24 protein-coding genes and 1 tRNA gene are annotated in these 26,038 nt (G+C 36.0%); 11 read left to right on the top strand and 14 right to left on the bottom strand.

The annotated features are described in order from the left end of the window. Positions 1 to 134 precede the first annotated feature (134 nt). Genes HFD85_RS14440 through mnmA form a run of 7 tightly spaced genes read left to right on the top strand, consistent with a single transcriptional unit; the run spans position 135 to position 9,560 of the window. The gene (locus HFD85_RS14440) at positions 135 to 3,422 is read left to right on the top strand and encodes a DUF4175 family protein (protein ID WP_167611205.1); all 3,288 of its coding nucleotides are present in this window, start codon (positions 135 to 137) and stop codon (positions 3,420 to 3,422) included. Positions 3,423 to 3,445: 23 nt separating this feature from the next. Beyond that, on the top strand, positions 3,446 to 3,829 hold the full coding sequence (locus HFD85_RS14435; RefSeq protein WP_167611202.1) for an ATP-binding protein: 384 nt from the start codon (positions 3,446 to 3,448) through the stop codon (positions 3,827 to 3,829). Beyond that, positions 3,826 to 4,263: an rRNA maturation RNase YbeY gene (gene ybeY, locus HFD85_RS14430; protein ID WP_167611199.1), complete on the top strand. Its 438-nt coding sequence runs from the start codon at positions 3,826 to 3,828 to the stop codon at positions 4,261 to 4,263. The genes HFD85_RS14435 and ybeY overlap by 4 nt, the downstream gene beginning before the upstream one ends. Beyond that, positions 4,260 to 6,140: a tRNA uridine-5-carboxymethylaminomethyl(34) synthesis enzyme MnmG gene (gene mnmG / locus HFD85_RS14425; protein ID WP_206081975.1), complete on the top strand. Its 1,881-nt coding sequence runs from the start codon at positions 4,260 to 4,262 to the stop codon at positions 6,138 to 6,140. The genes ybeY and mnmG overlap by 4 nt, the downstream gene beginning before the upstream one ends. A 26-nt stretch (positions 6,141 to 6,166) precedes the next feature. Continuing rightward, positions 6,167 to 6,688: an adenine phosphoribosyltransferase gene (locus HFD85_RS14420; RefSeq protein ID WP_206081974.1), complete on the top strand. Its 522-nt coding sequence runs from the start codon at positions 6,167 to 6,169 to the stop codon at positions 6,686 to 6,688. Positions 6,689 to 6,691: 3 nt separating this feature from the next. Continuing rightward, positions 6,692 to 8,521 carry an excinuclease ABC subunit UvrC gene (gene uvrC, locus HFD85_RS14415; protein WP_240925052.1) on the top strand — a complete coding sequence of 610 codons (1,830 nt, stop codon included), beginning with the start codon at positions 6,692 to 6,694 and terminating at the stop codon, positions 8,519 to 8,521. Beyond that, entirely contained in the window at positions 8,505 to 9,560 is a 1,056-nt protein-coding gene (gene mnmA, locus HFD85_RS14410) for a tRNA 2-thiouridine(34) synthase MnmA (protein WP_167611191.1), read from the top strand. The genes uvrC and mnmA overlap by 17 nt, the downstream gene beginning before the upstream one ends. Before the next feature lie 16 nt (positions 9,561 to 9,576). Here mnmA and rsgA read toward each other — a convergent pair whose 3' ends face one another. The 4 genes from rsgA to rbfA all read right to left on the bottom strand — a co-directional run bounded on the left by rsgA (position 9,577) and on the right by rbfA (position 13,396). Further along, positions 9,577 to 10,527 (bottom strand): ribosome small subunit-dependent GTPase A, encoded by a 951-nt coding sequence (gene rsgA, locus HFD85_RS14405; protein WP_167611188.1) that lies wholly within the window; start codon positions 10,525 to 10,527, stop codon positions 9,577 to 9,579. A 131-nt stretch (positions 10,528 to 10,658) separates the two neighbouring features. Further along, positions 10,659 to 11,687, bottom strand: coding sequence for an L-threonine 3-dehydrogenase (tdh, locus tag HFD85_RS14400; protein ID WP_167611185.1), 1,029 nt, complete (start codon positions 11,685 to 11,687; stop codon positions 10,659 to 10,661). Between the two features lie 86 nt (positions 11,688 to 11,773). Then, positions 11,774 to 13,006 carry an FtsX-like permease family protein gene (locus HFD85_RS14395; RefSeq protein WP_167611183.1) on the bottom strand — a complete coding sequence of 411 codons (1,233 nt, stop codon included), beginning with the start codon at positions 13,004 to 13,006 and terminating at the stop codon, positions 11,774 to 11,776. 45 nt (positions 13,007 to 13,051) lie between these two features. Then, on the bottom strand, positions 13,052 to 13,396 hold the full coding sequence (gene rbfA / locus HFD85_RS14390; RefSeq protein WP_167611180.1) for a 30S ribosome-binding factor RbfA: 345 nt from the start codon (positions 13,394 to 13,396) through the stop codon (positions 13,052 to 13,054). Between the two features lie 138 nt (positions 13,397 to 13,534). On the opposite strand from rbfA, the gene mgrA reads away from it, so the two are divergent. Further along, the gene (mgrA, locus tag HFD85_RS14385) at positions 13,535 to 14,521 is read left to right on the top strand and encodes an L-glyceraldehyde 3-phosphate reductase (RefSeq protein ID WP_167611177.1); all 987 of its coding nucleotides are present in this window, start codon (positions 13,535 to 13,537) and stop codon (positions 14,519 to 14,521) included. Positions 14,522 to 14,588: 67 nt separating this feature from the next. Here the strand turns inward: mgrA and HFD85_RS14380 are convergent, their stop codons facing one another. Both HFD85_RS14380 and pheS read right to left on the bottom strand, forming a co-directional pair. Further along, the gene (locus HFD85_RS14380; protein WP_167611174.1) at positions 14,589 to 14,756 is read right to left on the bottom strand and encodes a hypothetical protein; all 168 of its coding nucleotides are present in this window, start codon (positions 14,754 to 14,756) and stop codon (positions 14,589 to 14,591) included. Positions 14,757 to 15,074: 318 nt separating this feature from the next. Next, positions 15,075 to 16,094 carry a phenylalanine--tRNA ligase subunit alpha gene (pheS, locus tag HFD85_RS14375; protein ID WP_167611171.1) on the bottom strand — a complete coding sequence of 340 codons (1,020 nt, stop codon included), beginning with the start codon at positions 16,092 to 16,094 and terminating at the stop codon, positions 15,075 to 15,077. A gap of 205 nt (positions 16,095 to 16,299) precedes the next feature. Between pheS and HFD85_RS14370 the strand changes: the two genes are divergently transcribed. The 3 genes from HFD85_RS14370 (at position 16,300) to HFD85_RS14360 (ending at position 17,582) form a co-directional block, all read left to right on the top strand. After that, positions 16,300 to 16,542, top strand: a complete 243-nt coding sequence (locus tag HFD85_RS14370) for a GIY-YIG nuclease family protein (RefSeq protein WP_167611167.1) — start codon at positions 16,300 to 16,302, stop codon at positions 16,540 to 16,542. Continuing rightward, a tRNA-Arg gene (locus HFD85_RS14365) sits at positions 16,533 to 16,604 on the top strand. Before HFD85_RS14370 ends, HFD85_RS14365 begins: the two co-directional genes overlap by 10 nt. A gap of 183 nt (positions 16,605 to 16,787) precedes the next feature. Then, on the top strand, positions 16,788 to 17,582 hold the full coding sequence (locus HFD85_RS14360; RefSeq protein ID WP_167611164.1) for a hypothetical protein: 795 nt from the start codon (positions 16,788 to 16,790) through the stop codon (positions 17,580 to 17,582). Positions 17,583 to 17,639: 57 nt separating this feature from the next. On the opposite strand, the gene HFD85_RS14355 is transcribed toward HFD85_RS14360, so the two are convergent. From HFD85_RS14355 to HFD85_RS14320, 8 genes are all read right to left on the bottom strand, one after another. Continuing rightward, positions 17,640 to 18,437 carry a competence protein CoiA gene (locus tag HFD85_RS14355; protein ID WP_167611161.1) on the bottom strand — a complete coding sequence of 266 codons (798 nt, stop codon included), beginning with the start codon at positions 18,435 to 18,437 and terminating at the stop codon, positions 17,640 to 17,642. A 135-nt stretch (positions 18,438 to 18,572) separates the two neighbouring features. Continuing rightward, entirely contained in the window at positions 18,573 to 19,430 is an 858-nt protein-coding gene (locus tag HFD85_RS14350) for a phospholipase D-like domain-containing protein (protein WP_167611158.1), read from the bottom strand. Positions 19,431 to 19,811: 381 nt separating this feature from the next. Continuing rightward, positions 19,812 to 20,504 (bottom strand): phospholipase D family protein, encoded by a 693-nt coding sequence (locus tag HFD85_RS14345; protein WP_167611155.1) that lies wholly within the window; start codon positions 20,502 to 20,504, stop codon positions 19,812 to 19,814. 54 nt (positions 20,505 to 20,558) lie between these two features. Next, positions 20,559 to 21,752 (bottom strand): hypothetical protein, encoded by a 1,194-nt coding sequence (locus HFD85_RS14340; RefSeq protein WP_167611152.1) that lies wholly within the window; start codon positions 21,750 to 21,752, stop codon positions 20,559 to 20,561. A 53-nt stretch (positions 21,753 to 21,805) separates the two neighbouring features. After that, on the bottom strand, positions 21,806 to 22,438 hold the full coding sequence (locus HFD85_RS14335) for a hypothetical protein (RefSeq protein ID WP_167611149.1): 633 nt from the start codon (positions 22,436 to 22,438) through the stop codon (positions 21,806 to 21,808). A gap of 26 nt (positions 22,439 to 22,464) precedes the next feature. Beyond that, a complete protein-coding gene (locus HFD85_RS14330) occupies positions 22,465 to 25,350 on the bottom strand; it encodes a P-loop NTPase fold protein (protein ID WP_167611146.1) in 2,886 nt (961 codons plus the stop codon). 40 nt (positions 25,351 to 25,390) lie between these two features. Further along, entirely contained in the window at positions 25,391 to 25,552 is a 162-nt protein-coding gene (locus HFD85_RS14325; protein ID WP_167611142.1) for a hypothetical protein, read from the bottom strand. Positions 25,553 to 25,563: 11 nt separating this feature from the next. Then, positions 25,564 to 26,031, bottom strand: a complete 468-nt coding sequence (locus HFD85_RS14320; RefSeq protein ID WP_167611139.1) for a hypothetical protein — start codon at positions 26,029 to 26,031, stop codon at positions 25,564 to 25,566. Between the last annotated feature and the right edge of the window lie 7 nt (positions 26,032 to 26,038).

Below are 26,038 nucleotides of genomic sequence, written 5' to 3'. Positions count from 1 at the left end.
TCCACCGGTGTTATTATATGTAGAAATTTATGAATTGAGCAAATTTTTAAGGAAAAGATTATTTTTGTTTTTTTAGTAGTTAGCGCACAATTTATTAACATTGTGGTTAATTCTAATAGCCTGAAAACAAGAGAATGACAAAAAATTTCGACATACTTGTTAATAAGCTGAATGCTTTTAAGTTAAAGTATTACTCTAACCACTTATTAAAAGGATTGGTATTAACTACTGTGGTGCTACTATTGGTTTTTACCCTCTTTTCGGTGATCGAGTACTTCGTTTATTTCTCTTCTGAAATACGAAAACTGGCATTCTTTGGATATATTATATTTTCTATATTATTGATATTCAGTTTTATAGTTCTTCCTTTGCTGCGACTTACCAACATTTTGAAACCCTTGAGTTTAAAGTCGACAACAACACTTATTCAAAACCATTTTTCAGGTATCCAGGATAAACTGCTCAACATTATTGAATTGTCGGAATACAAAAACTCCGATGTTTCAAATGAAATTGTGCTGGCCAGTATCGATCAGAAAATTGAAGAACTAAAGGTTTTCGATTTCAATGAAGCTATAAATTACCGGAATGTTCGTTTAATATCGGTTTACTTATTAATAAGTGCGTTGCTAACAGCCGGACTTTTTGTTAGCAACAAACATTTATTTACCGATTCAACACACCGGATCATTCATTACAATCAGCAGTTTGTTAAACCGGCACCTTTTACTTTCTTCCTGCAAAACAAAAACTTAGAGGCAAAAAAAGGAGATGCCTTTATTTTCAATGTAAATGCAGAAGGAGAGGAGTTACCACAAATTGTTTATATCAACATCGATGGTAATAATTACCTGATGAAAAGTACCTCGGCCGGAGCTTATTCCTTCGAAATGGCTTCGGTTATCAATCCCGTACAGTTTTATTTTACCGATCTGAAATACAAATCGGATGTTTATAACCTGGAATTGTTGCCCAAACCTGGTATTAACAGTTTTACGAGTGAAATTACACCACCTTCGTACACGGCCCAAAAAAATCAGAGTTTTGAAAACCTCGGTGATCTGCAGATTCCAAACGGCACAAAAGTAAAATGGACATTTAACGGAATTGATGTTGATTCGTTATACCTGCTTGTTGATGATTCGGTAAGAATTGATGCTGTTAAAGAAGATAATTCATACACGGTTGATAAGACGTTTTCGAAATCGACTGAATACAGTGTTTACATTCAAAATCGTGTAACAGAACCTGAATTGGCTTTATCTTATTTTATTGAAGTTATACCCGATCTTTATCCCGAAATTGAAGTACTTGAAGTTCAGGATTCAACCAAGATTACGCGTTTCTTTTACAAAGGAATGATTGGTGACGATTACGGGTTTTCTTCGCTTAAATTTCATTTTAATGTTGCCAATGAAGACTCTGCTATTAACATCCCGGTTATTCGTTCGCTAAGTGACCAGGAATTCTATTACAGTTTCGATTTTAGTGATCTGCCCGATCCTGAAGGAATTATTTCATACTACTTTTCGGTAAGCGATAACGATGTAATTAACCATTATAAAACAACAACTTCAAAGAGTTTTACCTTTCAGTTTCCAAACCGCGAAGAATTGGAAGCATTTGATAACGAACAGTTTAAAAATCTGGAAAACAGACTTCAGCAAAGTCGTGAACTGGCTGGCGAAATTCAAAAGGACATGAAAAATCTGCAACTTAAAAACATGGATACCAATATTTCGGATTGGGAAAAGTCGCAGATGGTGAACGACATTGTCCAAAAGCAATCGAAGTTGGAGAACATGTACGATCAGATTAAACAGGATAATGAGCGCTTGAACAACTACATGAACTCTTTTGATAAGCAAAACGAGGACATGCTAGAAAAGCAAAAGCAAATTGAAGAATTGCTTGAAGAAGTTTTTACTGATGAGCTAAAAAAACTGATGGAAGAGTTTAATAAACTGGCTGAAGAATTCGACAGTAAAAAGTTAAACGAACTCACCAAAAATATGGATCTCACATTTGATGATCTTCAGAAACAACTCGACAGAAATATTGAAATGCTCAAAAAAATGAAGGTTGAGCAGAAGCTTCAGGATGTGATCGACAAGGTAAATGAGATGGCCAACGAAGAAGAAAAGATGGCCGAAGAAATAAGCGATCAAAAGAATTTTGAAGAAACAAAAGAACAGGTTGAACAACACCAAAAAGAACTGGACGACCTTCAACAAAAGGTTAAAGATGCGCTTGAACTGAATAAGGAGCTTGAAAAACCGATGAATTTTGATGAATTCAACGAGGAGTTTAAAGACACAGATGAGAGCATTGAAAAAAGTAAGGAAAACCTCGATAAAAAGAATAGAAAGAAATCGAGCAGCAGTTTGAAGGAAACATCTGAAAAGATGAAAAATATGGCTTTTTCTATGCAGCAAATGCTGGATATGAATTCGTCGGAACAGAACCAGGAAAACATTCAGAATCTGCGTCAAATCTTAAGTAATCTCATTTATATGAGTTTCACTCAGGAGGATATACTTAGCGATTTAAGTGGTGTTGATGCCAAAGATCCAATGTTAGTAGACTTGAATCAGGCTCAAAAAAGAATTCTTGATCAAAGCCAGATTGTGAAAGATTCATTGTATACCCTGGCCATGCGAACACCACAAATTTCAAGTACAATTAATAACGAACTGGTTAGCATGGAGCTCAACCTCGACAAAGCGGCATCTCAGATGGAAGAGGCTTTGTTTCCGCAGGCAAGAAGCAGTCAGCAATTTGTTATAACTTCGGTTAATAACCTGGCATTATTGCTGAATGAAGCATTGGAAAACCTTGAAAAGCAGCAGGCAAATTCGCAGCCTGGCGATCAACAGTGCGAAAATCCGGGAGGACAAGGAAGTTCGGGAATGCAGGATTTGAAAGAATCATCAGAAAGTATGCAAAAGCAATTGGAGAAAATGATTCAGCAAATGAAGAGCGGAAATATGCAGGGCATGAGCCAGCAACTTGGGCAAAGTTTGATGCAACATGAAATGATGCAGCAAATGCTCCGCGAACTTATGAATAACGGAAGTGTAGGAAGTGAGGCAAAAAGTGCAATGCAGCAAATAGATCAAATGCTGGAGCAAAACCGTAAAGAATTAATGAGTAAATCGATAAATGCTGAAACATTAAAACGTCAACATTTAATTACTACACGTTTGCTGGAAGCTGAAAAGGCTGAGTTGGAACGTGAATTTGATCAAAAAAGAGAATCTGAGAGCGCCGAAGACTTCTACAGTAACCCTGTTGAATTTTTTGAGTATAAAGACAAAGAAAATTATTCGATTGAGTACATGAATAAGAATGCGCACAAATTGAATAACTTTTATAATGCGAAATACAAACAATATCTGAACAATATTCGAAGTAAAGAGTGAAAGAGACTCCAACTCACATACTGGTGATAAAATCAAAATTAGAAGAAATTAAGAAGGTAGATAAATTTCTTCATGACATTTTTGAATTCCACAATCTTCCTCAGTCGTGCTATAATAAGGTATTTTTATGTGTATCGGAAGCTGTAAATAACTCCATTGTACACGGTAATAAAAAGGTAGTACACAAGCAAATAGAAGTTCTTATTAACTGTAAACAGAAAAGTATTGAAGTAACAGTTAGCGATGAAGGAACTGGTTTTGATATTAAAGCTGTTCCTGATCCGACACATATTGACAATATTTTAAAAGAGTCAGGAAGAGGAATTCACATTATAAAATCAATCTCAGAAAAAATTGAGTTTAATGAGCAAACCAATAGTTTGCATTTTCAAATTAATTGTACATGAATTCCATCGAATTTTTCTTCGAAGACATAAAATCAGTTCCAATTCACGAAAAAATATTACTTTTGCACCTTAATTCATTGATTAAAAATGAGTTAAAGAAAACAGGTGATATTTCAGTCGTTTTTTGTTCCGATGAATATTTACTCGAAATGAACAAAGAATACCTGAATCACGATTATTATACTGACATTATCACCTTCGATTATGTTGAAGGAGAGACAATTTCAGGCGATTTGTTCATTAGTTTGGACCGTGTTAAAGAGAATGCCGCAAAATTCGAAATAAGCGTCTTAAAAGAGCTTTACAGGGTGGTTTTTCATGGCACTCTTCATCTCGTCGGCTACAACGACAAATCGGAGGAAGAACAACAGATAATGCGGCAAAAGGAGAATTATTATTTAAGTGAAGTTGATTTTGAGGGACTGGAATTATGATGCCATTTTATGATGTTATTGTAGTAGGAGGCGGGCATGCGGGTTGCGAAGCAGCTGCAGCAGCGGCAAATTTAGGCTCTAAAACTTTGTTAATCACTATGGATATGACAAAGTACGGTCAAATGTCGTGTAATCCCGCCATGGGAGGAATTGCAAAAGGTCAGATCGTTAGAGAAATTGATGCGCTGGGTGGTTATTCGGGTATTATTGCGGATAAAACTACCATACAATTTCGCATGTTAAACCAGTCGAAAGGACCGGCAATGTGGAGTCCACGCTCTCAAAACGATCGTTTTCGGTTTACTGAGGAATGGCGCAATATTCTTGAAAACACTGAAAACCTGGATCTGTGGCAGGATGCCGTTGTTTCTTTGATTATTGAGGACAAAAAGGTAAAGGGAGTTCGTACAAAAATTGGAATCGAATTCAATTCGAGCACTGTTATTCTTACAAACGGTACCTTCTTAAACGGTTTAATGCACATTGGTGCTGCTAAAATGCAGGGAGGTCGTATTGGAGAATCAGCTGCCTATAATATTACTGAACAGCTTTTCGAACATGATTTTAAAACGGGCCGGCTAAAAACCGGTACTCCTGTAAGAATCGATGGCAGAACCATTGATTTCTCGAAACTTCAAGAGCAAAAAGGGGATGAAGAATATTCTAAGTTTTCATATTTACCCGGTACTGAATCTAGGTTAAAACAAAGATCTTGCTGGATAACACATACCAGTAAAGAAGTGCATTCCGAATTGGAAAAAGGCTTTGATTTTTCGCCGATGTTCGATGGCACTATTCAGGCAGCGGGTCCAAGATATTGTCCAAGTATTGAATCGAAACTGGTAACATTTGCCGAAAAGGAGAAGCATCAATTATTTCTTGAACCCGAAGGAGAGAATACCATAGAATATTATTTGAATGGTTACTCTTCCTCTCTTCCATGGGATGTTCAATTAAAGGGACTTCATAAAATTGTAGGGCTGGAAAATGCAAAGATATTCCGTCCGGGTTACGCCATTGAATACGATTATTTTGAGCCTACTCAATTGTACCATACGCTGGAAACAAAACTGGTTGAAAACCTTTATTTTGCAGGTCAGATTAATGGTACGACAGGATATGAAGAGGCTGGTGCTCAGGGTATTATGGCAGGGATTAATGCTCACTTAAAAAGTTCCGGTTCTGATGAACCATTTGTACTCAGACGCAATGAAGCGTACATTGGTGTACTTATTGATGATTTAGTTACTAAAGGTGTTGACGAGCCTTACAGAATGTTTACAAGTCGTGCTGAATTCAGGATTTTATTACGTCAGGATAATGCAGACTTCCGCCTAACGGAAAAATCCTATAAAATTGGACTGGCTTCCAGGGAACGGATGGATTTGTTAAATGAAAAATACGACAGTATTCAGCAAATTGTAGAGTTTACCAGGACTTTCTCCGTAAAACCAAGATTTGTTAACGATTTACTGCTTCAAAAAGGAACCAGTGAATTGAAACAGGGAGTTAAGCTAATTGACATAATATTGCGCCCTCAGATTTCAATTTTCGATTTAATTGAAGTCATTACGCCTTTTAAAAATTTTCTTGAGAACATTCCTTCAGAACGAAAAACGGAAATTCTTCAGGGTGCTGAAATTGCCATTAAATACGAAGGCTATATTAATCGTGAGCAGAATTTAGCCGAGAAACTAAGTAAGTTCGACGATATAGTCATTGAAAATAAATTTAATTATACTGAATTAAAATCAATATCAACTGAAGCACGTCAAAAATTGACGAACATTAAGCCAAAAACAATAGGACAGGCAAAACGCATACAAGGTGTTTCTCCGTCGGATATAAACGTTTTATTGGTGATGATGGGGCGCTGATGTTTCACGTGGAACAATCATTAAAAATGGATTTAAAAAAAGAGATAAGAGAAATTCCTGATTATCCAAAAGAGGGAATTAATTTTAAGGATATTACTACGCTTTTTAAAAACAAGGAAGCTGTTCGGTATGTAACGCAAACAATCAGCGATAATTTTCGCGATCTGGGAATTACAAAAGTTGTGGGTTTGGAGGCTCGTGGTTTTGTATTTGGCGGTGCAATCGCCAATGATCTGGATGCCGGTTTTGTTCCGGTACGCAAAAAGGGAAAGTTGCCTTGCGATATTATTCAGGAAACTTATGAGTTGGAATACGGAACTGATGTGGTAGAGATGCATGCAGATGCGCTTTCGGAAGAAGATGTGGTATTGATTCATGATGATCTTTTGGCTACCGGAGGAACCGCCCTCGCAGCACTTAAATTGGCGCAGAAGTGTGGAGTGAAGCAGGTATATTTTAGTTTTATTTGTGATCTTGAATTTATTGAAACTCCAAATAAGCAATTACTAAAGGAGTATCAGCCGCATGTTTTGGTAAAATACAATTAGTCGGTGAAGTATAAAACCGTAAATAGTAATATCGATCATTTAAAATCATTAATTGCGGTTTTACCGCACCAGCCTGGTATTTATCAGTTTTTCGATAATTCGAATACCATTATTTATATCGGTAAAGCCAAGGATCTAAAAAAGCGTGTTTCTTCCTATTTTTCGAAACAGCACGAGCACCGGAAGACTGCTTTGTTGGTACGTAACATAACCGATATAAAACACATGGTTGTAGCAAGTGAGCAGGATGCTTTGCTGCTTGAAAATAATCTGATCAAGAAGTATCAACCGCGCTACAATATCAGACTCAAAGACGATAAAAGCTACCCCTGGATTTGTATAAAAAATGAGCCCTTTTCAAGAGTTTTTAAAACCAGAAATCTGGTTAGGGACGGGTCGAAATACTTCGGTCCGTATACTTCTTTTTATACTGTGCAAACCTTGCTCGATCTGTTTAAAACTCAATATAAGTTACGCAATTGTAATTACAATCTGACAGATGAGAATATAAGGAACGGGAAATTCAAGGTTTGCCTGGAATATCATATCGGAAACTGTGAAGGGCCATGTGAGGGGCATGTTTCCAAACAGAAATACGACGATGGAATTAGTGATATATCTAATATTTTGAAAGGAAACGTTTCCGGTGTAATCAAACATCTGGAGGATTTGATGGCTGAAAAATCAATGAATCTTGAGTTCGAAGAAGCAATTAAGATTAAAGAGAAATACGATTCTTTAAAACGATATCAAAGCCGGTCAACGGTTGTGTCGCCGGTTATTACCGACGTTGATGTGTTTACAATCGATGAAGATGAAAAATTTGCCTTCATAAATTACCTTAAAATAATAAAGGGTGCGATCATTCAAACCTTTACTTTGGAGATAAAAAAGGGCCTGGATGAATCGAAAGAAGAGTTGCTAATGGCCGGTATTGTTGATATTCGTCAAAAAATATTTAGTAATGCCAGGGAGATTTTAGTGCCTTTCAAATTGAAGAATGTAATCGAGAATGTGTTATTTAAAGTGCCCCAGCGTGGCGAAAAGAAGCAGTTACTGGATCTTTCTCAGCGAAATGCCAAATATTTTAAACTTGAAAAGGATAAACAAACGGTTTTAAAGAACCCCCAGGAACGTACGGATAGAATACTAAATACCATTAAAAAAGACTTGCAATTAAAGGAACTACCCGTACTTATCGAGTGCTTTGATAACAGTAATTTGCAAGGAACAAATCCTGTTGCTGCCTGTGTGGTGTTTAAAAATGCCAAGCCTTTAAAACGCGAATACCGCCATTTCAATATAAAAACAGTAGAAGGACCGAACGATTTTGCCTCAATGGAGGAGGTTGTTTACCGGCGTTACAAACGGCAAGTAGAAGAAAACAAGCCCTTGCCACAATTAATAGTTATTGACGGGGGAAAGGGACAATTAAGTTCGGCAGTACAGGCGCTTGATAAATTGAATTTAAGAGGAAAAATTACAATTGTTGGTATTGCCAAGCGACTTGAAGAAATCTATTTTCCGGGCGATTCTGTACCTATTTACATCAGTAAAAATTCAGAATCGCTAAAAATTATTCAGCAATTGCGCGACGAAGCTCACCGGTTTGGAATAACCTTTCATCGCAATAAACGTTCAGGAAATTTTATTCAATCTGAACTTTCCTCTATTACCGGAGTAGGGGAGAAAACTCTGGAAAAACTGCTACGTGAATTTAAATCAGTAAAGAATATTAAAGCCCAGTCTGAAGATAAAATAGCCGAAGTTATTGGTAAGGCAAAAGCCAAAGTAGTAGTTAATCATTTCAGCAAAAATGAACACGAAAAATAGAGTTTTGCTTGGAATGAGTGGTGGGGTTGATAGCTCAATGGCTGCTTTTCTACTCCAACAACAGGGTTACGAAGTTATAGGAATTACCTTCCTCTTTAGCGGTGCTGACGACAAAAATCATCATTTTATTGAAGATGCAAAACAACTGGCATCAAAACTTCATATCAAGCATATTGTAGCAGATTTACGCAAGGAATTCGAAGAAAAGATTATTCGTTATTTCATTAACGAGTACTTAAAAGCCCGAACACCTTTTCCTTGTGCTTATTGTAATCCGGAGATGAAGTTTAAATACCTTGAGCAATATGCCAATCACGAAGGTTGTGAGTTTATTGCTACCGGTCACTATGTAAAGTTGGGTTTTGTGGGAGATAAAAAATACCTTTTTCAAGGGGATGATCAGGATAAGGATCAGACATTTTTTTTGTGGGGTTTGCCACGAAGAATTGTAGATCGATTGCTTTTTCCTCTTGGTGAATATCGAAAAAATGAAATTCGCCGGCTTGCCCTTGAGAATGGTTTTGAGCAACTGTCTGTAAAAAAAGATAGTCTCGGAGTCTGTTTTATTGAAGGAAATGATTACCGGAATTTTCTTGAAAAAAGAGGAATTGAATCTAAGCCCGGAAACTTTATTTATCATAATGGTGAGATTTTAGGACGTCATAAGGGAATTACGAATTATACCATCGGTCAACGTCGCGGATTGGGTTTAAACCTCAATTTTCCCGTTTTTGTGTCCGAAATTCGTCTAGATGACAACGAAATTGTGTTGGCAAAATACGACGATTTATACCGTAATAAAATCCTTATAAAGTATTACTATTATATTGATAAAGAGATTGTTGAATCAGGTAAGGAATTGATTGTAAAGGTACGTTACAGGCTTCAGGAAACCCCTTGTAGATTGCATATTTTAAATGAGACAAGGGCAGAGGTCGAATTATTAAAATCTGAGGCCATGATTTCGCCCGGACAAACTGCTGTTTTTTACGATGGCGACAGATTGGTTGGTGGAGGTTTTATAGAATCGTCGGAATAGCTATTTTCGATCGAATTTAAAACGCAGGTCGATATTTGTCGTCACTTTCCAGAAGACCCAAATAACTGGTAAATCGTGAAGGAGCAATTTCTCCGTTTTTAACTGCCTCTTTTACCGCACAACCCGGTTCATGCGTATGCGAACAATTATTGTACTGACATTTTTCCGAAATTTTAAAGATCTCAACAAAATAGTGTGAAATCTCCCAGGGTTCCATTTCAAGCACTCCAAATGCTTTTATTCCCGGAGTATCGATAATGTAACCGCCAAAATTTAATTTAAACAACTCGGAGTACGTTGTTGTATGTTTCCCGGTTTGGTGCGAATCCGAAATTTCTTTGGTCTTCAGATTCAATCCCGGTTGAAGTATATTAATCAATGTTGATTTTCCAACGCCGCTGTGTCCGTTAACCACATTTGTTTTGTCTTTCAGCGCGTTTTTCAGCTCTTCCAGGCCAACTCTTTTTTTCGCTGAGGTGATCAAACACTGATACCCGAGACTTTCGTACAATTCTTTTAGCTCGTTTAAGCGTTTAGTTTGCTCTCTGTCGTATCGATCAACCTTATTGAATACAATGAGTACCGGAATACGATATGCTTCTGCAGAGGCCAGGAAACGATCGATAAAAGTGGTGGTAGTAACGGGGTAATTCAACGTAACCACAAGTACGGCCTGGTCGATGTTGGCGGCGATAATATGCGCTTGTTTCGATAGATTGATAGAACGGCGAATGATGTAGTTTTTACGCTCTGTAATCGACGTTATCAGGCCCACCTGAGCCTCGTTTTCATCGGCTGAAACGCTTTGTAAAGTAAAACCTACCCTGTCGCCAACTGCTACAGGATTGGTATTTTTTATGCCTTTAATCCGGAATTTACCCTTGATTTTACATTCAAAAGTATCACCTTTTTCGTCCTCAACCGTGTACCAGCTTCCGGTAGATTTTATGACCAGCCCTTCTTTCAAAAGTTACGCATTAAAGTTTCTGTGATGCAATATACGCAATAGCTTGGAATTAAATGAAGAAGGGCTTCATTCAGCATGAAACCCTTCTTTCAAATTAACAATCAGTTTGTATTTTTCACGTGGAACAACGCTTAATCCCACTCTAATATGATCTTTCCACTTTCGCCCGTTTCCATGATGTCGAAAGCTTTCTGGAAATCATCGGCTTTAAAACGATGCGTAATAATCGGTGTTATATCCAGCCCCGATGTCAGCATCATTTCCATGTGGTACCAGGTCTCGTACATTTCGCGGCCGTAAATTCCTTTTAGTGTCAGGCCCTTAAAAATCAATTTGCTCCAGTTGATCTGTGTTTTTTCAGGAAGTAAACCTAAAAGACTGATTTTTCCGCCGTTGTACATATGGTTTACCATGTCGTTAAAGGCTACCGGAGATCCCGAGCACTCCAGACCGATATCAAAACCACTCACCATGTGGTGCACTTTCATGGCTTCGTCGATACTTTCTTTGGTTGGATCTATCACCCGGGTAGCACCCATTTTACGAGCCAAATCGCGGCGGTATTTGCTTAAATCGGTACCAATAATATTCCGTGCTCCGGCAAATTTGCAAATGGCAGCTGCCATTGCTCCAATCGGCCCTCCAATGCCGGTTATCAGAACATCTTCACCCAGAAGCGGAAATGAAAGTGCTGTGTGTGTAGCATTTCCCAGCGGATCCATGATAGCCATCATTTCATCAGAGATACGCTCATCGACATGTAACACGTTTTTAGCCGGTACCGAAATGTATTCCGCAAATCCACCATCGCGCTGAACACCAATACCAATTGTGTTATCACAAATATGTTGACGTCCGCGGCGACAGTTACGGCAAAATCCGCAGGCGATATGGCCTTCAACAGTTACGCGTTCGCCTACTTTTACCCGGTCAACTTCTGATCCAACTTCAACTACCTCACCCATGTATTCATGCCCTATTGTCACTGGTGTTTTGATGGTTCTTTGCGCCCATTCATCCCATTTGTAAATATGCAGGTCGGTGCCACACACCGCAGATTTTTTTACTTTCAGGAGAATATCATTAGGACCCGGTTTCGGAATTGGAACATCTTCCATCCACAAGCCTTTCTCGGGTTTGCTTTTTACTATTGCCTTCATTTTTTCCAAAAACGTTTAATTAAATTAATCTGATTCTTGGGTGCAATATAAGAGAAATAAGTCCTTAAAAATCTAAGGAAAATCAGCTAATTGATATTTGATGTGACCAGATGTTTTGGAGACATAAATTTTACCGGATACCAGGAAGCCAGGAATCCGACGCTGAGCACAGCAACAAAGGCCAGTAAAATATCCGAAAACATGATTTCTACCGGGTAAGCAGAAATGACAAAAGAGTTGTTGGCACCCGGCAGTTTTATAAACTCGAAACGGATTTGTAACCAACAGACTAATACACCCAGTAAGGCGCCAATAACACCACCTAAAAAGGAAATAAGCCAGCCCTCGTACAGGAAAATCCGGTTGATTTTATCTTTCGACATGCCCATGCTGATGAGAATGGAAATGTCTTCCTTTTTATCGATGTAAAGCATGGTGAGGTTACCAATCATATTTCCCGAAGCCAGCAATAAAATAAACACCAGGATGAAATAAACGGCCCATTTTTCCGACTTCATGGTTTTAAAGATCAAATCGTGTTGCTGTTCCTTGTTTTTCACGTGGAACGCATTGCCAACAATGGCCTGAATGCTTTTTTGAACAGCATCAATATCTGCATCATCAGCGATATCCAGTTCAATTGCAGAGATGTTTTGTCCCGATTCAAAAAGTTCGGTAGCGAACTTATCGGAAACTAAGATGTATTTGGCGTCGATATCCTCTAAAACGGCAAAAACAGCCGAAGGGTAGAGGTAATCGTAGTTGATGGCACGCGATGGATTTAACGAAAGCTGACGGCCTTTTTTGGGGACGTAAACATTAATCGGTTCGAGAAACGATACGCCAACGCCCAGATAATTGGCAACACCGCGCCCGACAACGGCATAATCGATGCCGTCTTTTTCGAGGTAATAACTGCCTTCAACCAGTAGTTTGTTAATGTTGGTGTACTCGGGGTAATTCGCCGGAACTCCTTTAACCGTAGCCGGAAATTGCTGTTTGCCGTATTTCAGCATGGCCACTTCCTCAATCACCTCGGCATACTGCACAACATCGGGCAAATTCTTTATTTCAGCCGTGTTGATGGAACCCGGATCGAACATTTTTCCTTCGGCAACGGTGATCTTCAGGTCGGGGTCGAAATCGCTGTAGAACACACCAATCAGTTGTGTAAAACCATTCATTACCGAAACGATGATGATAATGGCCATGGTTCCAACGATAATTCCGGCCGTTGAAATGCCTGATATTATGTTTATAATATTCTGTTTCTTTTTTGAAACCAGGTACCGTTTAGCAATGTAAAAGGATAAATTCACCCGAACTGTTTTGACTAAAAACGTTTAATTCTTTGAAATATTGAATCAGGAATCAAGCAGTTTGTCGATTTTATCGATGTAATCGAGGCTGTCGTCAATGTAAAATTCGAGATCCGGGATCACGCGAATGCTTTTAGCTAGTTTTCTTCCCATATCTCCACGTAACAGTTTGGTATGTAGTCGAATATCCTCAAGAATTTCCTGTCCGAATTCCGAAGGAAAGATGCTCAGGTAAATGCGGGCAATGCTCATGTCTTTTGTTACACGTACCACAGTTACACTGATCAGTTTACCGGAATAACGCGACTTATTCATCTTTAACAGAATGTCGGCCATTTCGCGTTGGATCAGGCGGGAAACTTTATTTTGTCTGGTGCTGTATTGTTCCATATTTGTATATTCTTGGTTCAAAATTAATTAAAAAGCCTGAATACCTGCATTTATTTAATTGTAGCGTTTAAGATTGACCTTACATTATTGCGAAAACAGCAAATTCATTACCTTTAAGTCAACAATAAAACTCAATTTATGACTTATTTAGCTGATGACCATCGTTACGATACCATGCAATACAACCGCTGCGGAAAATGGGGCTTAAAACTACCTGCGGTTTCGCTGGGTTTGTGGCATAATTTCGGTGGAATTGATATTTTGGAGAACGGCCGAGCGATGCTACACCGGGCTTTCGACCTGGGAATTACACATTTCGACCTGGCCAATAATTATGGTCCGCCACCCGGATCGGCTGAAGAGAATTTTGGTAAAATTTTGAAGCAGGATTTCAAGGCTTATCGCGATGAACTGATCATTTCTTCGAAAGCCGGTTACCTGATGTGGCCGGGACCGTATGGCGAGTGGGGTAGTAGAAAATATGTATTGGCCAGCCTCGATCAGAGTTTGAAACGAATGGGGCTTGAATATGTCGATATTTTTTACTCACACCGGCCCGATCCTGACACTCCGCTGGAAGAAACCATGATGGCGCTCGACCGTGCTGTTCGGTCGGGAAAAGCTTTGTACGTAGGAATTTCGAATTATCCGGCGGATATGGCCCGTGAAGCCGCAAAAATATTGCGCGAACTGGGCACGCCGTGTTTGATTCATCAACCCAAATATTCGATGTTTGAACGCTGGGTGGAGGATGAATTACTCGATGTGCTGGAGCAGGAAGGAATAGGTTGTATTCCATTTTCACCACTTGCGCAGGGTTTGCTTACCAACAAATACATCGATGGTATTCCTGAGGGATCACGTGCAACCCGTGAAGTTTTCCTGAAAAAGGAGCAAGTTGATTCGGCACATGGTAAAATCGTTAAGCTGAATGAAATTTCAAAACAAAGAGGACAATCGCTGTCGCAAATGGCCTTGGCCTGGGTGCTCCGCGATAAACGAATTACTTCGGTTCTGATTGGAGCCAGTTCGGTAAAACAAATCGAACAAAATGTGGAAACACTGGAAAAACTTGCTTTTTCTGAAGAAGAATTATTGAGGATAGAAGCCGTTTTAAATGATTAAAAAGAAACTAACAGCCATAAAAAAAGCTTGCCAAAAGGCAAGCTTTTCTTTTAAGTATAGTACAGATTTACATTCCAAGTAACTTTTCCACGCCCCAAAAGAGCGTAAAAATAATTGCCATTCCGGCAATCGCTCCGGCCGCCAGCGTGAACATCATATCACGTGGTAGCATTTTTTTCTCATTCTCAGGATTTGTCTTGATAACAATCTGATTCTGATTTGTTTGTGTTTCCATTTGTTTCTATTTGGTATTCCGAATATTGTTTCTGTTTTTCATGTTTTAATGTTCGGAATTATTATTGCTTTGTTTGTCTTTCAATAATAAAAGACTAAAAAGTATGATGCAAAGATACGGCTTTTATACTTAACGAGCTTTTTAACAAGTGTCAGGCACCTCGTTTGTTAATTTGTTGTTAAACTGATGGTTATAAAATTTTTGTTGTAGAAATAACAAAAACAGCATCATTTATATGGTGGAAATAGCTGTCCCTGTACACCAAAAATTGATGCATTAATCGCTTTAATAATCGGAATTATTAAGTGAAAATCAGACTTAAGTTGCCGATTCGAACTGTTTCAGGAAACGGACATCGTTTTCGAAGAAATGGCGAATATCTTTAATGCCGTAACGCAGCATGGTAATGCGTTCAATTCCCATTCCGAATGCAAATCCGGTGTATTTCCGGCTGTCGATATTGCACAATTCGAGTACGTTCGGATCCACCATTCCGCAGCCCAGAATTTCGAGCCAGCCGGTGTATTTACAAACGTTACAACCTTCGCCTCCGCAAATCGAACAACTTACATCCATTTCGGCGCTTGGTTCGGTAAACGGGAAGTACGAAGGACGCAGTCGGATTTTGGTGTCCTCACCAAACAATTCTTTGGCAAATTGAAGTAAGGTTTGTTTCAGGTCGGCAAACGAAACATTCTCGTCAACATACAAACCTTCTATCTGGTGGAAAATGCAGTGCGAACGTGCAGAAATAGCTTCGTTACGGAAAACACGCCCCGGGAAGATCATCCGAATAGGTGGTTGTGTTCTTTCCATTACGCGAATCTGAACGCTGGAAGTGTGCGTACGCAACAACACGTCCGGATCTTTTTCAATAAAGAAAGTGTCCTGCATATCGCGGGCCGGGTGTTCCGGCGGGAAATTCAGTGCCGAGAACACGTGCCAGTCGTCTTCAATTTCAGGTCCTTCAGCAACCGTAAAACCAAGGCGGGCAAAAATACCGATGATCTCGTTTTTCACCAGCGAAAGCGGATGACGTGTACCCAGTTTCATCGACTCACCGGGCATGGTCAAATCAATTCCCGACTTCTCATCACCACTGTTTTCGAATCCGTCTTTTAGTGAATTAATTTTATCGAGCGCAAAGTTTTTCAGAATGTTAATGGCTTGTCCGACTTCCTTTTTCTGCTCTGGCGGAACATTTTTAAAGTCGTTGAACAATTGGCTGATCTGCCCTTTTTTACTGATGTATTTTATACGCAGCTCCTCTACTTCTTCCTTGCTCGAAGCCACTATTTTGTCGATTTCTTCCTGTAATGCCTTGATCTTATCTAACATTATCACCTGTTTAAATGAAGCGCAAAGATAATCAATACATTTTAAAGAAACAGGAATGAAATGCCCGGGATAATTGCCTAAATTAACATTGATTTGCCGGAGAAGCGCTTTTTGTATATTTTTGCGCCGGAAATTTGGTCCCGTAGTTCAACGGATACCTGCCTGCCGGTAGGCAGGGAATAGCAGTTTTCTAAACGAGTATTACATGAAATACTTTGTTTATGCAATAAAAAGTGAGGTGGATGGACGAATATATGTTGGATTTTCTGAAAACGTTCAGAACAGAATTAAGGAGCATAATTCAGGAAAGACAAAATCTACTAAAGGTTATCGTCCTTGGAATTTATTTTTTACTTTAGAATGTGAGAGTAGAAAAGAAGCAAGAGAAAAAGAGAAGTACTATAAAAGCGGCATAGGAAAAGAAAAATTAAAAATAATGGTCCCGTAGTTCAACGGATAGAATAGCAGTTTCCTAAACTGTAGATATGGGTTCGATTCCCGTCGGGACTACAATTAGATAAATAAATGCTCTGTAAATCAAATTTTTACAGGGCATTTTATTTTTGGTGGTGTCAATTTTGGTGTCAAATATTTTTGATAAAATAATAACAAAATCACATGCACAATTATTTATTCCATTGAACAATATGAAGGGAGTTAGGTTTATATACCAAATACTAAATTCCCACAAATATGAAATCCATAGTTTTTTTTATTCTCCTTGCAATTACATTCACATCAACATCTCAAAATATTAGAGTAAAAAGGAATCAAACAGTCATATGGAACGATAATAATGTTCCAACAGCTTTAGATACTCTTATATTAGAAACGAATTCTACCCTGATACTTAAAACTGATGTTAATCTGATAGTTGGACGTTTCATTATTGGAGAAAACGTTAAAATACTTGGTATTGGAGAAGATGGATCTTTAGGGACCAATTATACCGGTTCTCAGTCAAGGCGTAAACATGGTCATGGACCTGGAGCAAATGGAAGAAGTGGAGAAAATGGCAGTCCTGGAGGAAGAGGTTATAACTTTACTTTATCGACTTCTGTGTTTGAATTTGGAAGTGTGTTATTTAATACTTCTGGAGGAAATGGAGGAAATGGAGGAAATGGAGAAGGAGGCGGAAAGGGATCAAACGGTTCTTGTGATGGACATAGTGGTGGTGCAGGTGGAAATGGTGGAAACGGTGGAAATGGTGGACGTGGAGGAAATGCAGGTAAGGTTCTGATTTCGTTTAATGAGATAAAGAGAAAAGACGGGGCAGAATTAGGAACTGATATAAAATGGATCGCAAATGGTGGTCAAGGTGGCAGTAGAGGATTAAGAGGAAGTGGTGGTCAAGGAGGCAATAGCGCTAAATGTGGTTTAACAAAACAAAAAGGAGGAAACGGAGGTAATGCAGGGAATGATGGCTCAAATGGTGCCGATGGTTCTTCTTATAGTTTATCTCAAGCAGAATGGTTAAAATATAACTAGTACTAATATCATTTCTTCAATGTACGGTATTCCCGTCGGCGTTATATTAGATATTTTTCAGAAACGCCTCTTTTTTACATATCGTCCTTTTTGGGGATCATAATAATGCGAGGACTCTCTTCTTCTTATGTTAGTTTTGTTCTGTATCGTCGTTTTACTGACCTGTTTTTGTGGCTCTTGAGGTTTTTTAAACCAGTCTCCATTAATTGTATTTTTTATGAACGAATCATGTGAGACGAATGCAACAATGGCCTCTGTATTATTTTGATTTGGAAACAAACAATAAAGATAATTTCTTAGATCATTTAAATTTTCTATTGATTCCAGACCTCGAAAATCAAATAGAACTGGGACTTTACTTCCAATCCAGGAAGAGGGGAAACATTCATCTGGAAAGTCAACTATAAAAAATCCTTGTTTATTTGTTCTGCGAAAATTGTTTTGCCCTTTAAGAAATCGGAGATAATCTCTTTTTAGCCTTGTTCCATCAACAATCCATACCATGTTTTTATAGAAGGATTCGCGTGAATTACGTTCTTCTGGATCAATATGAGAATGTTGGAATTCAATTACAAGGCCATGATTCGTACGAACATCTGCAATGTGTTTTTCTCCAGTTTCTACATCAGGTATTATGATTTCTTGCCATTCATCCGGATAATAATTTTTCCATGCCCGATGCCATTCTTTTTCGTTTTCCCACCAAATGTCACAATTACTACTTTTAGTATGCGTCCAATGATTTATTCTAATCGGCCCACATCTAGCAGTTAATTCTGAACCACAATTAGGACAGATTCCTTTAGATCCTTTAGTAGCTTCGGTTTTTTTCCCACTAACTAATGCATATTTCATTTTGTAAGACTATGAATATTAATTTCCTAATTGTTCACCATAGATCTCCATATTTAAATCAGTATGCAAAAGACTTCAGCGTAAAGTTTTCATTACCAAATGATATCGCATACGACCATGTAATTCGGAGAACATCTATTGATGACTAAAATCTTTTAGTTTTTTAATAGTTGACAAATATTCTGATATCTGGTATATCAATTCTTTTTTCTCGTTTACTCTTAGATTGTCCAAAAATGAGTTTGATAATAGTTTCTTTGAGTATGCTACAATTGTATTGTAAGAGTTGCCTTTCCCTTCATGCAATTCAACATGGAAATAATTTGATTTAAAATAATTTGATTCATTAACCTTAAAATATTCTGCCTCTTTTTCTGAAACGATTGCAGTAAGTTCGATTAAATTATCCGTTTTGTCTATGTTAAGAAAAAATTGATTATTCAATGTATTTATATGAAATGTACCTTGTTTGAAAAATATTCTTGTAGGACTATTTAAGTTATAATTAAGGAAGTTTTGAAGTGCTACAGTAAACTTTTCTTTAGATAGATATAAATCCTCTTTACTTGGTTGTACTGTAGTTTCATTTATAATAATGAAGTCTTTCACAAACTTTTTCAATTCATTTAGCTCCTTTTCATCAGATAGTTTTGTTCCAATCTCAATAGAATTATTATTGGATGAACTCAACAGGTTCATTGATGATATTAGTCCAGATTTTTCATTAAAATAGAACTTTGCGTGTAAGTTCGTAACCAATCTAGCCTTTACACCTATTTGATTAAGCTGTTCCCAGCTTTTTGAATTCTCAGGTTCGTTTCGAACAAAAACATCGATCCGGACATTGCGCTTAATTGCATTTCTTATTTCTATAGACAGTCTATCCCAATTTGATAAATTTACGTAGGGAGAAACAAGTATTACAAACTCCTTTGCTTCGTAGATGATATCAATAATCTCAGTACTAATTTTATGTGGCGGTACTATTTTCATTTTTTTCTAATTGTTGCTAAAGTATTGAGTCACATGTAACCTTGTTTCTTTATTTACAAAACCAAATGTTTACGTTTAAAGGTTTATATATTATTTCCCAAATCTCCAACAAAGATTTCCAAATATAAAGCAGTGCACAAAAGACTACGGCATAAAGCCATTCATTCCAAAATTGGAAGAGTTGATCGTTGCCTGCCCTGCAGTCCGTTTTTCAAATACACTTAATCTTCGTAAACTACGATTAAAAGTATTTGAAAAACACGCATCAACACATCCAATTTTTCCAATCATTATTTATTCCGTTTCCTTTTGCACACAACTTTATATTTAAAAGAAAGGTGTTTACGATTTAGGAAAAGAAAAACCGGTTCATAATCTACTCTATTTTTGTATACCCAGTTTACTTAAATCTTTATAAAGAATATCAAATCGTACTTTCCCTAAATTCGTTGATCTCAAAATACTTGTTCCATCCTGATATAATTCTTCACTTTGAAACTTCATTATTGCTTTTGCCTCCTGGCATAAATAACGATAATTAGAATCAAGACCTGTTCTTGGCACCTTGAAGTTGAACTTTGAGTTTAATTTAACCACTAAATCGCCCATTGAGAATTTTCCATATCTATTTGTCAGTGGCGAAAAATCAATCTTAACGGATTTCGTTCGGAGTATCAACTCAATTTTTTCAATGACATCTAAAAAATTTTCACTCTCTTCCAATGCCGTGATATGAACACCTAGCTCATGATTGTTTATTTGAGAGTACTCATATAGATTCATTGATGTGATAATCGCCTCTGATTCATTTAAGTAACATTTTGCATGTAAGTTTTCAACCGGAATTAGATTTAGCTTTGGAAATGTTTTAAGCCACTTAAATTCAGTAGTTGGTAGCTGGTTTTCACGGTATACAATTATATTCTCTTTGCATCTTTCAAAAGCATCTTCTAATTCTACCTTAAGACGTTTTGTAATTCGAAGATATGGAGAAATTATTAGCAAAATTTCCTCTGCATTTCTAATCAATCGCTCAATATTATAAGATGTTTCTGTTGTTCCTAAAATTTGCATAATAGAATTTATTGCTTAATCTCTTTTGGAATTTTGATATGATTCAGCTAGAACTTAATTTTTACAAACAAATATTTTGACCTTAGATTTTGTTGAAAGAGAAAATCCCATTGATTTTAATGCTTTGCCACATATTACTAATAATTCCTCATGAACGGTTAATAATTCATCTTTTATAAATAATGAAGGTATTGACATTTTAATAAAGGATGTGAGGCCATTATATTCCTCAATTTCCCGAATTATCTTTTTTGTCTCTTTTTTTGATTGTGCCGGTAATTCTGAAAGATCAATAAGGTCTGAAAATTTACTACCATACTTTCCCCTCGTCTCATTATACATTGTCCATGCTAAACTTAAAATTGACGCCCATGATCCAATTATCCCTGCACTCAATGGACTATTATGAACGACACTCTTTACATCAAAAAAATATGGGTTCTTATATTCTTTAAAAACATCGTTTGATAAGAATTCAAGAGAGTTCAATTCTGGGTTGTAGTAAGCGACTAGCGGAGTCCATCGCACGTATAACTTTGAAAAGAAAGGATTGTAATAATCAATGTATAAATCCTCTTTTACGAGCTCAGTTTTTGAAATTAAGCCTTTTAGAAGAGAATAATTTTTATTTCTAAAAGTGTGTAAATTCTTAATGAGATCATGATATTCATGATTGTAATAATTATACTTTCGGGATAATCTTTCTGTTAAATATTCTTGTACTTTTTTGTCTTTAAGATTATTGATTAATTCTTCTGTAGCAGTCACAAGATAATTTATACCATCAATCAAATCTTGAGAGGCAGAATAATTTCTATAAGCTGTCCTTAACTTTCTCGTTTTTAGTTTTAAGGTTGAGTCCAAATCTTTATTTATTGAATCAAAAAAACGAAATAGAATATTTAACTCACTAAATTTCTTAGAAGGAAACATAGAATATGGTAATCCAAATTCATAAATAAGAGTGATGGTATCTGGCGATAATGAACTTTCTGAATGCAGTAATATTTTCGCATCATAGGAAGCTTTTCTTGGATTAAATTCCGAATTAAAAATAACGATATTCTGTGGGTCTATTCCCTTATTAAGCAATCTGACTATATCTTGTATTAAGATTTGTTTATAATATAAACTGAAAAGTGAAACCAAAGTATCACTTATATTCCACACTGGAGTATCATTATTTGAGTTTATTAATGGTAATTCAGCAGAATATTTTGTCCGTACGCTGTATTCGTATTCATTCATAACATCACAATTTTAAACAGTATTTTATATTAAAATCTCGAATTATCATTACTTTACACATTCTCAAAAAACTGAACTGCAAAGGCACAGAAGTCGATAATTACTTCCTTGTCCAAATCAAATTCTTTTCGACTTCCAAGATAATTTCTAGAGGTTGGGGTAATTTCTCTTCCATCGGCAAGTTCCTGAAATGTAATACATTTAATATGCTTCTTGGAAACAATGATAAAATATGCATTCTCATAGGGATAATCATTTTCAAGATCGGATAGAGAAAATTTTTCACTTGCCCGAAATTTAACTTCGACAAAATATACTCCTTTTGTTTTGGGATCTTGAATAACAAAATCCGGCATTCGCCTTATATGTGATGCAACATCGGATCGGACACCTTTTAGCAGTTCCATTATTCCGGGAATGGTATTTTCCATACCGTACCGAAAAACGTTATAATTAAGGCTTAAAAACAGTTCCTGTATGAGAGTTTCTGCAATCCTACCTTTTATCATGTTGTACCGGTAGCTCCTGTCTCTTTCCGTTAGTCCTACTTGAGGTTCTTCTGATTTAATATTTTCTACTGCCAATTCTTCCTTGCTATAAGAACCATTTTCATGGTTCTTATAACATTTGAAGCATAGGCCTCCATTGTATTTGGTGTATTCACCGCATTTGATGCATTCTGCCATGATTTTTATTAAATGTTTCCTGAATTTTATTTAGATCGACCGTTCGTTAATTTACTTTTGATAGTATTCAACTCAGTTTCCAATTCTTCCATAGATATTGCAATGGAGTCATTTCTATAAAAATTTGGTATTATAGCTTTAATAAGAGTAACCTGCTCAGTACTGAAAGTATTGTTACTCATTCTCAGGTTAATTGCACTAATTATCATGCTAATTAACATTGCTGTTTCTCTTACATCAAATGTTTCTAATACTTTATTAAGGAGATCCTCGAAGTTCTTTAGTTTATGTTTGAACAGTAGGGCGTCATTTTTTGCAAGTATGTTTAAATATATTAAGTCCGTCATCAACCTGAAAGGATGGAATCCACCTATATATCTATATTTTTCAATCATATTATAAAAACCCATTTCATTCAGATCTCCGAAAAGCTTATCTGATAAGATATTAAGCATTTCAGAATCATATTTTGACTTCTGAAATCTTTCGAACAGTTTTTCTGAATTGAGGTTATTATGCTTGTCTGCTAAGTCAGCAAACAATGGATGGTGTTTATAAAAATGTAGTAAAAGGAGGTGATTTAAAAAACTTCGTGTTTTAAAATCATGGTTAATAATTGCATTAAGAATAAGTTTTTCCTTATTCCAAATACCTTCTTCATCTATTTTATTTCTCCTAGGGTAATATACAGAACCTATTTCAATAAGATGATTAATATATCGAGGAGACATAAGAATTCCCAATAAATTAGGAGTCCCATCTGACCTTTTTATTATTGCAAACAATTCATTTGATCCATAAGTGCTTATTACATTCCCCCATAAATCAAAAAAGGCATCATAATCAAAATTTTCAACCTGAATTCGATTTAATTCATCCTTATTTTCATGACTATAATCAAAAATTTCTGCTATTTCTTGAGGTGTTTTGCGCAGAGAATTTTCATCTTTTAGGGATGTCTCATCAAAATAGTAAACGTTGAAAAGGGCAATTAATGCATTTAATCTATTTCCATTGAATAGCTGTACTTTTTTGATTTTATCCATAAAAGATGAAGCTCTAGTACTTAAATAAACTGGATGAAAATTTGTCTTAAGTTCATCATTCGAGAACAGAATCCTTGTTATTGTTTCAACAGTTAAATGCTTGTTTCTTATCTCATAAATCTCTTCATAGGTTACTTCATACTCCTGAACTTTGTTGGTTATGAATTTTTCAGCAATAATTAAATTATTTAAACCTGATAATATTGCAAGGTTCAATAAATTATAAAGCTTTTGTACAAGTACACCTTCTTTCAGATAAATGGTTTTTAAAGAGAAAACGTTTTTCTCCTGCAATTCTTCTTTTTTTTCATCTGGACTTAATAGCCAGTTATCTACAAAATTTTGTACATCATAAGACTTCTTGTCAATTCTGACCATGGCTGTAGTGACTGGATTAAATTCATCAATGTGACTCTTCATGTAATGCCACAGTTTTTTAAAAAACTCAGGATATTGGTATTTAATGAGATATAATATGAGAATAATTTTTGTGGGTATATATTCTTTAATCTTTATCTTTTTCCTATTAAATGCATAATAATAAGTACCAATATCATTTAGTACCTGTTTAACTTCTCTATAGCTTTCAAATAAATTTGGATTCCGGTTAACAAACGAAAAGATGTCTTCCACAACTTCCTCCTTATCTGTGAAATCTATAGTTCTGAAGTTTTTACTCCATTCTCCAAAACATCTATTGAAGAAGAGACGAATGTAATTTTGATTATGTGGTGTATTAAGCCTAATAGAGAATATCTTATCAAGGAAGTTAATTGATTCAGATAGTTCTTTGTAATTATTCTCATTCAAATAAAGTTTGTTTTCAATAGTATCTATGTCGATATTAGTTATCGAAACAACGTTTTTTAGGCCAGAAATAAATGCTATCTGTTTTAAATAAGAATTTAAGTATTTAGGAGATAATCTATCAATATCATCAAAAATAATAACAAGTTTTCTTTTTTTTGAATCCTTTAAAGTCTTCTTAATTTTATCTTCTAAAGTCGTTTTTGAATCTGAAAAAGGAATATATCCAGTGATAACTTTCGTTACACCTCCTATTCCCCTGTCAAAATTTGAAATAAATGAATTAAAGTATGCAAGTTCCCTTTTTTCAATCGGCAAAAATGAACGCTTTATAAAATCAGAAACTTTATTTTTTAGCTCATTTATTGAATCTTTGTATGAAGGTGTACCCCATAAGTTTATTTCTATAAATTCATATTCTTTATATCGATTTTTAAATCCATTTGTTATTGATGATTTTCCTGATCCCCATTCCCCATTTAAGGCTATGGAAATGTATTCAGAATTAGACTTTTCAATTACGTTTTTTAATTGATTAACAACTCTTTTTTGGTCATGATCTAAATCATCAAAAGTTGTTACTGCAATTTCCGAGAAGAAAGTACCATTATCTATATTTTGATTATTGCTCTCACTATGTTCTGCTTTATCAGACTTTATTTTTAATATTGATAGTATAAACAATATGTATATCAAATTTAATTCGGGTGTAACCAGGAAATTCTTTGTTAAATGAAAAAGTGATAGAAAAAAAACTAGTGTCGCAGAAATAATAAGCGCTTTTAAGACAATTGAACTCTCATAAACAAAAGAGTTAAAGGTTCTAACAAGTATATTTTTTCTTTTTCTAGAGTTGTAAATTATGTCATGTAGGATAAACAGTAGGGATGAAAAGCTTACAACCGAAATTGCGTGAGATAGTGAAAAATCGAATGAAAATCCTCGAAATGCATGACACCATTCAAAGCATAATTGCTTGTAAGAATCATTCATATACAGCAATATTCCCACGCCAACAGGGAATACAATGCAAAGGAATATTTTTGCTGTTCTTTTCATCGTAAGGCTTGATTAATTGACTCAATGCTACAGAAAATCTTTAGTCATCTTTAGTTGGTCTCTCATCTGTTGGTCTTCCTTTTCTCGATTGTTCGTTGAGTTCTCGCTCTTTTCTTTGGTTATCTCTAATCCGCTTAAGCTCTTCTTCTTGTCTTTTTCTTTGCTGTTCAATTCTTTTTAAAGAATCATCATAACTACTCATTGTTCAAGTTTTTAAATGTTGTTTGAAAAAAATAAAACAATTAAACAAATTCCTCCTATGAGACTAATGAAACTTATCCCATTTAGCCCAATAGTAAATTTATTTAGGTTCTTTTTTATTAGTTCTAATATTTTGTGATTTTTAGGTAAAGATTTACCCCGTTCTTCTCTAATTAAATTTCTACTGATTGAAATCTCTAAATTGTTTGAATAATATCCACTTATTTGTGAAATAAGGTTAGATACAATTGACAAAACAAATAGTAACCATGACGTTTTTAATAAAGAAGTATCAATGAGATGAATATCCTCAATTATGTCTTTAACGAAACCAATCGAAAAAACAAGGGCACTTGTGGACAATGATATGATCAAAACATCAAATCTGTCAGAGGAATATCTGGTTGACTCCTTGGTTGAATCTATGTGATTTTGCAAGTTTCGAATGTAACGATCATGTTTTTCTTTCCTTGTTTCCATGATTTTA

Origin of the sequence: Maribellus sediminis (genome assembly GCF_011799805.1) — a bacterium.
Classification (GTDB): Bacteria; Bacteroidota; Bacteroidia; order Bacteroidales; family Prolixibacteraceae; genus Draconibacterium; species Draconibacterium sediminis_A.
Note: the sequence above shows the minus strand (reverse complement) of the source record. Positions and strands in the feature narration are given on the sequence as shown.